At 52.9% G+C, this 12,170-nt stretch carries 12 protein-coding genes; 5 read left to right on the forward strand and 7 right to left on the reverse strand.

Features of this window, described 5'->3' with window-relative positions:
- Positions 1 to 673: 673 nt before the first annotated feature.
- From ACR3EQ_RS12280 to ACR3EQ_RS12290, 3 genes are all read right to left on the reverse strand, one after another.
- A complete protein-coding gene (locus ACR3EQ_RS12280; RefSeq protein ID WP_480490783.1) occupies positions 674 to 949 on the reverse strand; it encodes a helix-turn-helix domain-containing protein in 276 nt (91 codons plus the stop codon).
- A 68-nt stretch (positions 950 to 1,017) separates the two neighbouring features.
- A complete protein-coding gene (locus tag ACR3EQ_RS12285; protein ID WP_170613981.1) occupies positions 1,018 to 1,416 on the reverse strand; it encodes a helix-turn-helix domain-containing protein in 399 nt (132 codons plus the stop codon).
- Positions 1,417 to 1,454: 38 nt separating this feature from the next.
- Entirely contained in the window at positions 1,455 to 1,985 is a 531-nt protein-coding gene (locus ACR3EQ_RS12290) for a GNAT family N-acetyltransferase (RefSeq protein ID WP_170613982.1), read from the reverse strand.
- 209 nt (positions 1,986 to 2,194) lie between these two features.
- Between ACR3EQ_RS12290 and ACR3EQ_RS12295 the strand changes: the two genes are divergently transcribed.
- Both ACR3EQ_RS12295 and ACR3EQ_RS12300 read left to right on the forward strand, forming a co-directional pair.
- Positions 2,195 to 2,671: a MarR family transcriptional regulator gene (locus tag ACR3EQ_RS12295; RefSeq protein ID WP_170613983.1), complete on the forward strand. Its 477-nt coding sequence runs from the start codon at positions 2,195 to 2,197 to the stop codon at positions 2,669 to 2,671.
- A 776-nt stretch (positions 2,672 to 3,447) separates the two neighbouring features.
- On the forward strand, positions 3,448 to 4,002 hold the full coding sequence (locus ACR3EQ_RS12300; protein WP_170806689.1) for a GNAT family N-acetyltransferase: 555 nt from the start codon (positions 3,448 to 3,450) through the stop codon (positions 4,000 to 4,002).
- A gap of 663 nt (positions 4,003 to 4,665) precedes the next feature.
- Here ACR3EQ_RS12300 and ACR3EQ_RS12305 read toward each other — a convergent pair.
- The 3 genes from ACR3EQ_RS12305 to ACR3EQ_RS12315 all read right to left on the reverse strand — a co-directional run bounded on the left by ACR3EQ_RS12305 (position 4,666) and on the right by ACR3EQ_RS12315 (position 7,332).
- The gene (locus tag ACR3EQ_RS12305; RefSeq protein WP_170483683.1) at positions 4,666 to 5,403 is read right to left on the reverse strand and encodes a hypothetical protein; all 738 of its coding nucleotides are present in this window, start codon (positions 5,401 to 5,403) and stop codon (positions 4,666 to 4,668) included.
- An 85-nt stretch (positions 5,404 to 5,488) separates the two neighbouring features.
- Entirely contained in the window at positions 5,489 to 7,162 is a 1,674-nt protein-coding gene (locus ACR3EQ_RS12310) for a sulfatase-like hydrolase/transferase (RefSeq protein WP_170806690.1), read from the reverse strand.
- Positions 7,163 to 7,176: 14 nt separating this feature from the next.
- Positions 7,177 to 7,332 carry a hypothetical protein gene (locus ACR3EQ_RS12315; RefSeq protein ID WP_170380012.1) on the reverse strand — a complete coding sequence of 52 codons (156 nt, stop codon included), beginning with the start codon at positions 7,330 to 7,332 and terminating at the stop codon, positions 7,177 to 7,179.
- Positions 7,333 to 7,438: 106 nt separating this feature from the next.
- On the opposite strand from ACR3EQ_RS12315, the gene ACR3EQ_RS12320 reads away from it, so the two are divergent.
- Positions 7,439 to 8,395, forward strand: coding sequence for a helix-turn-helix domain-containing protein (locus tag ACR3EQ_RS12320; RefSeq protein WP_170483685.1), 957 nt, complete (start codon positions 7,439 to 7,441; stop codon positions 8,393 to 8,395).
- A gap of 382 nt (positions 8,396 to 8,777) precedes the next feature.
- Here ACR3EQ_RS12320 and ACR3EQ_RS12325 read toward each other — a convergent pair whose 3' ends face one another.
- Complete coding sequence (locus ACR3EQ_RS12325; RefSeq protein WP_480490786.1) at positions 8,778 to 10,001, reverse strand: tetratricopeptide repeat protein; 1,224 nt, start codon at positions 9,999 to 10,001, stop codon at positions 8,778 to 8,780.
- Positions 10,002 to 10,254: 253 nt separating this feature from the next.
- Here ACR3EQ_RS12325 and ACR3EQ_RS12330 point away from each other — a divergent pair, with 253 nt between their 5' ends.
- Positions 10,255 to 10,497: a hypothetical protein gene (locus ACR3EQ_RS12330; protein WP_029622278.1), complete on the forward strand. Its 243-nt coding sequence runs from the start codon at positions 10,255 to 10,257 to the stop codon at positions 10,495 to 10,497.
- A gap of 21 nt (positions 10,498 to 10,518) precedes the next feature.
- Positions 10,519 to 12,159, forward strand: a complete 1,641-nt coding sequence (locus ACR3EQ_RS12335; RefSeq protein WP_010443743.1) for a sulfatase-like hydrolase/transferase — start codon at positions 10,519 to 10,521, stop codon at positions 12,157 to 12,159.
- The last annotated feature ends 11 nt before the right edge of the window (positions 12,160 to 12,170 follow it).

The raw sequence follows: 12,170 nt of genomic DNA on the forward strand, positions 1-12,170 counted from the left end.
AACGGAGCCTGAGACCTGATCTATCGGGCATCAAGCACGCAATTTATGAGCCATGTGTTGTTCATACGGCGCCTTCTTTCATGGGTCACGCGATGGCTGGCGCTTGTCAGGTGACAGTTGCGAATGCTAGCGAGGAACGAGCTCATAGCGAAGACCCCAGCGAAACCCGTTCCAATGCTGGGGCACATGCTACAGTTAGTCTGAAGGCCATTGGATCATCGAAGCCGGCAGCATCGCGGCGACGAATATATCTTTCCAATACACTCTTGTGGTTCCTAGCCTGTGAAGAGTCAAGGACGCACCCTCGTCACAAAGCGTGTGCTACGGAGATGTTAATTTTTGAGAGCAGTGAATGACTAGGTGGCTTAGAGAATAACTGAGAGGAAAAATTCAGCGTGATACCACCTTTGAAACGGAGCTATTGACGAACTGGCAGAAACTGAGTTCTGTGATGCTCAGTGCAGCTGCACGCACGCATTGCGCTGAAAGTCTGCTTCAAAGGCCAATTTCGGGCACTAGGGCACAATGGTGAGACAGGAATTCTGGGCACATTGATACCGCAGTGTGATCGGCCCATTGCCAAAGTAAATTTGAGTTCTGTTCCTAGCCTGACAACGAGACCAATCGTGTCCACGGCTGGCAAGCAAAACGAAGCGAACCGCACGGGTATCGTTCAAATCTGTTGTCGAAGTCGAGTAACTGTTTCTTTCGGATGGGCATCCAGTAGCGCGAGGAGCTTAAACGCAGGTCCTCCGGGGCGGCGGGCTCCGTTCTCCCACAGTTTGTAACCGAGCTCGCTCATCCCGATAAGTTCGGCCATTTCCGCCACGGTCAATCCGGCCTTTTCGCGGACTTCAAGCGGTGTAGCCACGGGCTCGGAATTGGTGTCCGAACGGGCGCCTTGCGCCGGATCAACGGACACAAGGCTGGGATCCGGTCCTGTCATCATCTGCTCCCTGTTATTGTCGTTTGAGGCATGGCCATAGGTCATGCCTGAAGTTCGCATTTGCGCAGATGTCAAAGTCTGGCGCGCAGGCGTTTTTCAACAGTGCTCAGCCTGCGGGTGGTCTGAGTCATATCCGTCCGGAGGCTCCGAATTTCATCAAGGATGCCTTGAATATCCTCCGATCCGGAAGTGGTATCGGTTGGTTCAAGCACACCTTCCCCCTCACCGCTCAGAAGCCAAACCAGAGAGACCCCAAGAATGCCGGACATCATCTGCGCCTTGTTTGCACGTGGCTCGGCACGGTCTTCTTCCCATCCCTGTACGGTCTTCAGTTTGACGCCCAGGCGACTGGCAAGCTTCTTTTGCGAGTATCCAACGGCTTCGCGCGCGGCGACGATCCGGTCGCCCAGAGTTGCCGCTTCATCACCGTAGTATGAGGTGTCGTTTGATATAGTCGTGGCTACGTTCATTCTGCTCTCTCACTTTGGTTGAAAATGTTGTGGCGCGGTCAGGCCGCGAGTTCGCTACGATCCGCAAGACGGATCGTCACAAGATTGCTGTTTTCATGACGGCGATATGGGGTCAGCGCCTGCGTGATGAAGGGTTGGATATCCATCCGGGACCGCTGCCACCGCGCAAACCTGCGGAACAAAGCCCAGGTGCACTCGTCGCTGGACGTAATCACAGTCTGAACACGGGTGACATCGGTGCAGACGTCCCGACGCATCACCTGCCCCAGCATCAGCGACGCAAGACCCTTGTCCGCCTCACCCTCTGAAACGCCGACCCGCCAGATAAACAGGGTTTCCGGGTCATATGGCAGAACATAAGCCAGTATCGCGCCGACCAGGTCTCCATCCAGTTCTGCAATAACCGAGAATTCTTTGTAGTCATCAAACGCCGCCAGTTCACCAAGCAGATCACCAATAGCTTGCTGATCCCCGGTACTGGCCAGCAAAGACACAGCTGCACCGTCTTCCGGCAAAGGGGGACGCAAAACCGGAATAGGTTGTTCGAACAACTCCAAAGAATGCTGCATGTACTGCTCCATCAATAAACTTTGATTAGCTAAGTAACACAGCGGCATCAAAACTTCAAAAGGCGAAGCAAAATTCTACCGAAACGTCATAAATATAGCTATTTTTGCGATATTTTAATTTGCAAGGCTAATTATATTGCGCTCCGTTAACGCTTGAGCAATCAATACAATTTTGACAATCTCACTCCATTCGAATGCGGAGTAGATACATGGATCGTATCGACAGCAGCCTTGTCGCCCTGCGCCGAATCCTGCGCGCCACCGAGATGTCCGGCCGGGAACTGGCGCAATCCGCCGGGCTGACCGCGGTCCAGCTTCGTGTGCTGCAAGTGATTGGCGAGACCGGGCAAACCACGGCCAAAGCAATTTCAATGCGTATGCATGTCAGCCAGGCCACTGTCACAGCGCTGGTGGACAAGCTGGCTTCGGGCGGCATGGTTGTGCGCGAGAAATCCATGACCGACCGACGGCAGACCAATATCCTGATCACGGATCAAGGGCGGCAAACTCTTGAGGACGCCCCTGATCCCCTGCAACAGCTCTATGTGCAACGGTTCAAGCAGATGGAGGACTGGGAGCAGGCAATGCTTGTTGCCGCGCTCGAAAGGGTTGCAACGATGCTGGACGCCGAAGATCTTCAGGCCGGCGCGATCCTGACAACTGGCGATTTGAACAAGACGGAATAATGGGCCGGATTTACCGACCCCTTCGCGTACCTTTTTGTTGAGGCTTTTATCAAGAAAGGATTTGGCGGCCCGAACGGACCCGTCGTCTACTTGGTCGATCTTTCATTGCCACATATTCATTGCGCGCTAGCGGCCAATCCCTACTTTTAGAACGACAGCTCCGCTTTGGGCTGCCTCCAGTCGTAGATGTAATGGCGCGAACGGCGACACTAAGACCGATTGGCTCATGAGACAGAGCGAGGAAAAGATTGGCTTCTTAAATTCTGGACAAAAATGCGGCTCGGATAGTTTGCTTCATAGCGTCTAGGGGCAAATCCGAATTATGCATGACCGTACAAGAGCGGCGTGGGAGGATGGATATGATGACAAACAATTGACCTCGTTGGTCGAGCATATGATGGATGCCTGATGCCATCGGGCGCTTATGTCAAAATTTGTTGTTCGACTTGGACATGCAATACACAGCAAAGTTGCTTAAATGGTATTGCTAAGTTTCGTCGCCAATGTCCGCTTCGGGCTGACAACCGTCATTGCTTGCGATAGTGCCGATGGCGGCTTTGTCCCGCTAAGCCGGAATTGCAAAGTCCTGGATTGAATGTCCGGTTTGGGCTGAGAGCGGTAGTTGCCTTGTGCTGAGGAGATGGCGGCTCTATGCGCGTTGCAGACTTCGCGTCCTTGTCGTTAACTTTGAGTCCCCGCCACGAGCGCAACTTGACCGATATTGCGCCGTGCACGAGTGTCTGTTCGTAACGAAACAGGCTTGCGAAACCGAAACGATGAAACTGCTGACACCAAGTATTGACCAAATACCCGCTTACGTTTCGGCACTTCGGCGAGGCTGGTCGCCAGACAACTTGCGTGCTGAAGCTGCAAAAGAGCAGATCGAAACTATATCGAATGATGCGAGATCGTTCGTTTCAAATCTCGACGACCCCACTCCAAAGGCCGGAACTGTCACTCTGCCAGATGGCTCGAAAGCACCTCGCCTGCCAAGCATCCGCAGGTGGATATGGGATGATGAGTTTTGCGGCCACATAGGTTTGCGATGGAAGCCGGGGACGGAGGAATTGCCCCTTACTTGTTCTAGTCACATCGGCTATTCCGTCGTGCCTTGGCGAAGAGGGGAAGGATTGGCGTCTGCCGCGCTGGTTGCAATGTTGCCAGAGGCAAAATCAATCGGGTTGAGCTACATTGAAATCACGACCAGCCCTGACAATCAGGCATCCGTGCGTGTCATCGAAAAAGCGGGTGGAAAATTTGTTAGAAGCTATATCGCTGACAAAGCTCTTGGCGGGCATGAGACGGTTGAGTTCAAAATTGCGTTGGTTTAGCGAACAAGTTCGGGAACCCGGCATTCATACTCAAGGTGTCTGACGACGGACACTCCCCGATTTTTTTGATCGCCTGCCGGGCATCCTCTACGTAATCTGCAATACTCAATCCAATAAGCTTGCTGTCGCGTTCGGGTCCGCTTGGAAGATCATGATAACGATAGGACAGGCTCTCGCAGGTATATCCTGATGCCTCGAATGGTGCCCGGACATTCTCCATCGTCCAGGCTGCCGCATTTGTACCCGTCAATAGGAGAACCGGTGGCCTAGGCTCACTCAGCATCTATACTCTCCACAAATTGCCCCAAGAAGACCTACGCACTGCCGTTGGATCGTCCAGCTACTCTTCACGAGATCTGACTGTGCAGCAAGGTGTCTGATGCCGAACTAGCTGCTGGATCGCAACACGGCACTAGACGTTCTGGAACCCAGATCCAACTCAGCGGATCGCCCAGAGACTGTTGATCTTCCCCGAGTTCAGAGCGGAGTGAACAGATAGAATGATGCGGCGTGACGCCAATTTATTTCCTACCGACCCGGAGCGGGCAGGGATTGGCTCAAGGCAGTTCCAGGAAGGGTCAAGATAGACGCAGAAAACAAATGGCTGAACAGAGTTCTGGACTGTGACATAGATGATCTTCGCCGAGGTTGGGTGTAGGTGAACTAGTAGTTGAAACGCAAACCTAAGCCGGCACCTTTATCGTAGGGGCGGTCGGAACCTATACCGATGAGGAAATCAGCATAAATTGCAATGCCAGGACTGAGGTTCTTACCAATCTGGAACTCAGCGGTCGCTGGCCAAGCATCGTTCTCCCAGTCATATGGTGCTTTGATATCAGCCTTGGCCCAGTACCCATCGCCAAACGGTTGTAGCGCAATCAACCGCATCGCGGTTTGGTTTATGTCCGTCGGGCCATTGTATGAAGCAAAATGCTGGAGCAGTGGGATCAGCGTCAGCCCTGATTTTGTGTTTGCAAAGGCGAACCCGCCAAAAGGCGCAATTTGATCGGACCCGGTTCCGATCCCTTTTTCTGGGTCGCCAAAGTCCAGTATCCACTCCAGGCCAATGGCCGACTTGATGGCCCATGTGTCGTTGAGCGGTCTCTGAGAAGGGAAATAGATCGCTTTGAGGCTCAATTTCTCAAAGTCAGTGAAACGCGTTCCGGTCACATCCGTTGAGTTGTAGTGCAACTCATATTTCAGTTTCAGATCAGGCCGCAGCATGTATGCGCCATCTATAAAGGCGTCCTGCTTGTCGGCACCGTTGCCCAAATCAAAATACTGATACCGGATGTCCGTGTTATTGACTGCGGCCAAAGGGTTTGAAGCGTTTTCATCGGCAATTGCTGGGGTCGAGACAATGCCAGTTGCCACTACAAGTACAAGCGCTTGGAATTTCATATTGTTTCCAGAAACTTTGTTGTGGGTGCCGAGCCCCACATCAAGCACATCATTTGTTGATGCGGGGCTTGCAGTACTTTTTGTTTTAGTCGGGCTGAATGTCCCGCTTGGCTACAAAGGCATCCACCGCTGCGACGGTTTCAGGACGAAGGTTCACGATACCTTCATAGGGACGTCCGGTCGCGGCCGGTTGATCGGGGTACATTTCCTTGAATTTCAGGTGGCGGGCAATAATACGGTTAAACTCATGTCCAGCCCATGCTCCGATCTCGGTCGATACGCTCTGTTCTTCGCGGGGGTCGCGGAACAGGTTGTAGAACTTGGCCACGATAGCATTTTCACCTTTGGCCGGAACTTTGAGTTTGATGTGTTCCTTTACCACCTCTTTCAGCGAATTGATCGAGTAGATCAGTACATGATCCCTGCGCCCATGCGTATCGCCAATAAACATCAGGGACGTCTGATCGACACCGTCAATGATCCGGTCGCGGGGGATGGCATCCATCGCTCCGCCGATACGCGCAATTGACGTGAACAAATCAGAGATATGAATAATGTCAGATACAATCGAGTCTCCCTCGATCAAGCCGGGCAGGCGGGCAAACGCGTCCACCCGAACGCCTCCTTCAGACGTATCGGCCTTGCCGCCGCGGAAGACCAGCGGCGAAAACCCACTGCCGGGGGCATATTTGGTGAAGTGACCGTTGTCGCCCATCAAAACGATCAGGGTATTGTCCCTGAGCCCCAGCGCATCGACTTCGTTCAGAATGACCCCTATCCATTCATCCAGCTCTTCCATGCTTTCAACGAATGTACCGCCGTTGGGTGTCGTGAACGCCTCTCTCGTCGTGCGCGTTGTCGACAGAGGGACAAGCGGCCAGTATTGCAGGAAGAACGGTTCATCCCGTTCTGCTAGCAGGCGCAACTGTTCCATCGCCTGTGCCTGATAGCGGATGTTCATTTCATTATATTTGTCCTGGGTCCATTTCTCACCCGGTTCCATATGGACTTCGCGGACCTCCCCGCCAATGACAGCTTCAAGGCCGGTAATCATGTGTCCCGGATCAGGGCGAAACCAATCATCCAGCGTGTATTTGGAGTTGTAGTTGTCTTCCCCTATGGCCATGGTGATTTCTTCCTTGGCTGCATCTTCGTTGAAGATGGCCAACTGGCCCTGCTGATGGATGGGGAACGCGGCGTAGTCAAAGCCCTGATAAGTAGGCCAGGATTCCTGAATGTCGCCCATGTGCCATTTGCCAACATGCGAGGTGTTGTAGCCTACGGATTTCAGAACTTCGGCAATTGTGACTTCTTCATCGGCAAGGCCAAAACCTGAAATATCGACGGCGGTATCGCCCATCCCATTGCGATACGGCTGGCGACCCGTCATGAAGGCGACCCGCGACGGTGTGCAGGACGGCTCGGTATACATGCGCGCAAACCGCATGCTTTCCTCTGCGAGCGCGTTGATATTGGGCGTCGAATACCCGCGTATCGCGTTCATCTCGGGCATACCCATGTCGCCAAAACCCATATCGTCAATAAGGATGTAGAAGATGTTTGGAGGGTTCCCTCCGTTTTTCTCACGAAAATCGGCCAGCAGTTGGTCAACCTGTGCGTCGTTCTCGACCCAAACGGCTTCGTTTTGTTGCTTCAGCACATAGTATTCCGCATCATGCACGATATTGCTGTCCTTAGCTGCCGCCGTGATAGCGGAGCCGGCAAAGACCAGCGCGGAGAGGAACAGTTTTGATTTCATGAGATACCCCTGTTTCATGATTTACTTGTTTTCAGACCTTCAAGGATCAGATGATGGCAAAAGGTTGAAAGGGAGAGTTCGCTGTCTTCAGCCTGTGAGCGCAACAACTCTTTTTCGCTTTTGGTTAGCAGCGTTACGACGCGTTCGGTGCGCGCAGTATCATCAGGCAACGATGGGCGTCCGAACCTCTTCCCTCTCGATTTGTCTGCTTTGTCTTGCAATTTTCCAAGCCTACATATTCGAATAACATTTCATGAAAACTACCTGCGGGGCGGAATGGACGACATCAAAAAACGATCAGCCCCCAAAAAAACCTGCGCCCCAAACACACTTTTTTTGCAGGACCCTTCGCAATTCCGCGAGCTGTCCCAATGGGATGTCGAGCTACGCCAAATTGAAGAGGGAACTATGAACTCTTCGGTATCCGTTTGGGCAGGTCTTGACCTTCAAATGATCGATTTGTCGTTTGATAAGGCTGTGTACCAAACCGGTGTTTCTCGCTCTGACATTCTAGCGTTTGGCTTACCAGACAAAGGGAGTGTACGGACTTGGCTTAACGGCTCACCCTCAGACACCGCTCTGATGAATTTTGGTAGCGGAGACCCTTTTGAAGGCGTGAGCAATTCAACGCTCACAGGCCTGACCTTTGCCATCGACATCCGAAGGGCTCAACGGATCGCCGACGATTGCGGTCTTGATATCAGCACCGCGCGAAATGACGCTTTAAGATCTTTCGTTAGCGACGCTGGCAAGCTTCATTCCTTAGTCAAAAACAAAGCGCGCTTTCTAATTGGATCAGCGGCCGGACCAAGCTCTGATAGTGAAGAGAGTGATATGATCTTAGAGCTTCTGGAAATGCTGGTGGTAGGCGAAAAATGGAGTGATCGGCGAAACAGTAAAAATAGAACCCGTTTAGCACAACAAGCCGTTGAGTTCATGCGGGCCCATTTGATGGATAACGTGTCAATCGGTGAAGTATGTGCAGATATTCAGGTATCCGCATGCACTCTTCGTCGCGCGTTTCAGGAAACATATGGGGTGAGCCCCAAGCAGTTTTATCTAAGAGCCCGTCTCGGTGCTGTGCGCCATGAACTGGTATCCTGCTCGCCAGAGGAGAGTATATCGGACATCGCAAACGCTTACGGATTTTGGCACATGGGTCAGTTCGCGCGAGACTACAGAGCACTCTTTGGACAACTGCCGACACAAACGTTGTCCGGCAAAATGAACTGAAACAGAGCTTGGCAAAAGTCTTTGGCGCAAAGTTTGTGTTAAGCAATTGTAGTTGTGTAGCCACTGTCAGAGTTCAGTGGCTAGCGACGCTGAGACCTTGGCAGTACGCGGCCTAACTTGTCCGCAACACGAGAATTGCAAAGTCGGATTTTGAAGGTCCGCTTCGGGCTGACTGCGGTCCTTTGGACTAAAAATGCGGACGGCTGCAAAGTCCGCATCGCGGGAATTGCAAAGTCTTATTACGAATGCCCGCTTAGGGCTGTCTGCGGCCCTTTGGAGCAATAATGCCAATGGCGGCAAAGTCCGCAAATTAGACGTTCAAGCAAGTTGTAGCGAACGACCGCATTGCGAGAAATAGCGGCCGCAATTCGAATTCAAACTCCTAACTTGGTGGCTTCCAATTGGCCTGTCTCATTGCGTTACCAAGGTCTTCCCCGTATTGCGGATTTGCAAAAAGCTTCTCAAACAGCGCACCCACGCGACTGTCAGGCCACTCGCGTGACAGTTGTTCAGATAGAGTCTGAGCTTCAGCCTTATTCCCCAACATCTGATGTGACGCCATTAGGTAAGCAACGGTTACAGGTCCGACAGGGCCGCCTTTTTCCGTTACTCGTTCAAAGGCTGACACAGCGCCTTCATAGTCCTTCATATGGAACTTTGCTGACCCCATCGCGTTCTGAAACACATAACCCCGCTCTAGTTTGATTTTTGAAAGTGCGTCCTCGCTAATTTCTACGACTTGTTCAAATGAACCGGAATAGAGAAGAACCAGCGAGACGAACTCCAAAACATGTACGTCGTGCGGTGCCAAACGCCGTGCTCTTTGCGCAAATTCTATGGCCTCAGGCCAGTTTCCCTTGGCAAACTTGACCCAGGCCATTGCGGACTGACTCCACCCCGTTTCCGGGGCCAACTCGATGGCCCTGTTTGCCTGAGCGTCGGCGTAGTTCAACATTTCCTTAGCTAGGTCGGCATCTGATGTAAGCACAGCAATTGTCGCAGCGACCTGCGCAGCGCCTGCATGACCGCCGAAGTAGCTTTCGTCGTTTTCAATTGCCCCCTTGAATATGGTTAAGGCCGCGTCAAGACGCGCAGGTTCCAAGGCCGGAAAGATTAGATCACGACCAGTATTGGCCAGATTTACAGCCTGAAGGCGCATAGGGGATGCATCAAATATGGCGCTGCGCTCGTCACGACTCAGTCCGTCGGCTGGCGAACCGACTGGATCCGCCAGTTTTTTCGATAGCACCACAACAGCAACGACAAAACAGGCTAGAACGAAGAGGCCGGCAACTCCAACGAACGGGCGACGCCAAGTGTTTGCTCTGATTTCCGACCCAGCCGGAGGAGGCTGAAACGTCTCGGGCGACCTGACCAGAATCTCAGGTGCATAGCCGCCCTTTGGCAGGTCGAATATCGTGCCTTCTTCGAGACCGTCTTTGGCATAGTATTCGGCAAGCTTGCGACGCAGTCGACCAGCATCGACCCGAACCACGTTTTCACGGCGCGACATCTCTGACGGGGTCCCACCATAAACATCCATGGCGATGGTCTTGGCACGAATATCATCGGCCCGACCGTTGAGCGATTCTTCGACCACATACACCAAAAAGTCCTGCAATCGCTGCGAACCCGCGAAGGTCGAAGATTTGACAAGCCGCTGAAGTGCCGCCCGAACATCTTTGGGCACAGGTGACCCGCCCTCATTCAGTGCAGTAGATGTGTCTTTGGTTAAATCCATATTTTCAGTAAGTTACGCATTAGATTACACCGTATTATGCCCCGATAAACCTTTTGTGAGAAGTGAATTCGGCGAAAACTCAGGGCAGTCTGCTGATCCATCGAATGAGTCATCGCAATTGGAACGTTACGCCTTTGATACCCTGTTTCCCGATCACCAAACCGCAATTGCGGATTTACGGCGCGCGGATACGGAATTCGATGAGATCTGCCGCGACTATCAGCTTCTATGTGACGAGTTTCTGTCAATGAACTCGGAGCCGGGAAGCCACTCGTACCAATTCGCCTGCGATATCCGCGATACCCTGGATGGTCTTCGGGATGAAATCCTCCAATCGCTGCGGCGCGCAGGAAAGATGTAATCCATAGGGGAAGGGATACCGATGAGATCATTATTGAAACATGCCTCAGCCATGGTGCTGATGGCTGGCGCGGGTTTTGCCCAGGATGCGCCCATCATCCATGATGGAGAGTTTGAGTTCTTGCGCGCACAGTTTGGAGAGCAATGGGATGCGCAGGACACCGAGATTGAGGCGAAACTTGCCGAGATCCGCGACGCCAATGGCGGCCAGCCGCCCAATATCCTGTATATCCTGATCGACGATGTCAGCTTCGGTCAAATGGGTAACCGGACGATGAACTACGTCACCGGTTTCGATACGCCCAACATCAACGACTTTGCCACCGAAGGTATGTCCTTGATGAGGATGTATACTGAGCCATCCTGCACACCGACACGAACGGCCATGTTGACCGGTCGTCATCCGGTGCGCGCCGGCGTTGAAGAGGTCAAAGTTGCGCTGGTTGGCGAAGGTCTTGCAGCTGAAGAAGTCACGATTGCCGAGATCCTGAAGGAAGAAGGATACAACACTGCGCATGTTGGGAAATGGCACCAGGGCGATATTGAGCAGGCCTATCCGCACAACCAAGGGTTTGATTGGGCCGCATTCCCCTTGCATCAGCAGGTTCAACTCAGCCTGATGACCCGGGATGCTATGGTTGCCAACAACATGCTTGGCTTCCATCCATCCGGTCAGTCCAACCAATTCCAGCTGGATGAGCGATTCAAGCCCTACGGTCTGGTAACCGGCGTTGAAGGGGAAGTAGGCGGCTTGGCTCGCGAAGTCGACATGGCGCCGGGCGAAGAATGGACACAGGCCAAATACGAAGAAATGAACCTGCGCTATCAGCGACAGGCACTGGAACAGCTAGACCGCCTCGCCTCGCAGGACGACCCATTCTTTATGCAATACTGGCCACTCTATCCGCTGAATTTTGCTTATCCGGATCAAGCCGTTTCCCGCAATGGTGGCTTTCATGCCGACAAGTTGCAGGTTCTGGACGGCTGGATCGGTGAGGTTCTGGCTAAGCTGGATGAAACTGGCAAGGCGAACAACACCGTCGTCATGATCATGGCTGACAATGGCTTGATGTATCACTACGAAGGAACGTCCGGTCTGAACCAGTTGATTTATCGCGGCGGCAAGACGCAGCACCTTGAAGGCGGTGTGCGAACTGACGCGTTCATCCGCTGGCCCGGCGCTATTGAGCCAGGTAGTGCAGCAGGTGACATCGTGCATGTATCTGACCTGTTCACCACCTTCGCGCGGATCGCAGGCGCAACTGACCGCATCCCGCGCGACCGCGTGATCGACGGCATTGACCAGACTGCGCTGCTACTTGAAGGTGAAGGCAACTCGCGTCGCGACTACGTCTATGTGTACGAAGGGCCCGTGTTGCGTTCAGTCGTGAAGCAAGAGTTCAAAATGCATTTGCCGGCCCCCGGTCAGCCCGGAGCTGCGGCCCCCGTGTTCAATGTCTATCGCGACCCACGTGAAGAACATCCGCTTGTCGGGTATTCATTATGGTCCGGTGCATCATTCCAAGACATGGTGAAGCGGCATGAGAAAACCATTGCAAAACACCCGCATCTGCCGCTGGGCAAGGGTGTGCCGTATGAAGGTATTGAGAACCTTCGTCCCGAAAGCGAGTTGACCCGAGAAGTCTTCTCCAGCTGGCAATGATGAAGGTAGAC

It is taken from the genome of Ruegeria sp. AN11, assembly GCF_056536005.1.

Coding starts and splice junctions, on each gene's coding strand:
- ACR3EQ_RS12280 (WP_480490783.1), bottom strand. CDS start 949: ATGATGACAGGACCGGATCCCAGCCTTGTGTCCGTTGATCCGGCGCAA.
- ACR3EQ_RS12285 (WP_170613981.1), bottom strand. CDS start 1,416: ATGAACGTAGCCACGACTATATCAAACGACACCTCATACTACGGTGAT.
- ACR3EQ_RS12290 (WP_170613982.1), bottom strand. CDS start 1,985: ATGCAGCATTCTTTGGAGTTGTTCGAACAACCTATTCCGGTTTTGCGT.
- ACR3EQ_RS12295 (WP_170613983.1), top strand. CDS start 2,195: ATGGATCGTATCGACAGCAGCCTTGTCGCCCTGCGCCGAATCCTGCGC.
- ACR3EQ_RS12300 (WP_170806689.1), top strand. CDS start 3,448: ATGAAACTGCTGACACCAAGTATTGACCAAATACCCGCTTACGTTTCG.
- ACR3EQ_RS12305 (WP_170483683.1), bottom strand. CDS start 5,403: ATGAAATTCCAAGCGCTTGTACTTGTAGTGGCAACTGGCATTGTCTCG.
- ACR3EQ_RS12310 (WP_170806690.1), bottom strand. CDS start 7,162: ATGAAATCAAAACTGTTCCTCTCCGCGCTGGTCTTTGCCGGCTCCGCT.
- ACR3EQ_RS12320 (WP_170483685.1), top strand. CDS start 7,439: ATGGACGACATCAAAAAACGATCAGCCCCCAAAAAAACCTGCGCCCCA.
- ACR3EQ_RS12335 (WP_010443743.1), top strand. CDS start 10,519: ATGAGATCATTATTGAAACATGCCTCAGCCATGGTGCTGATGGCTGGC.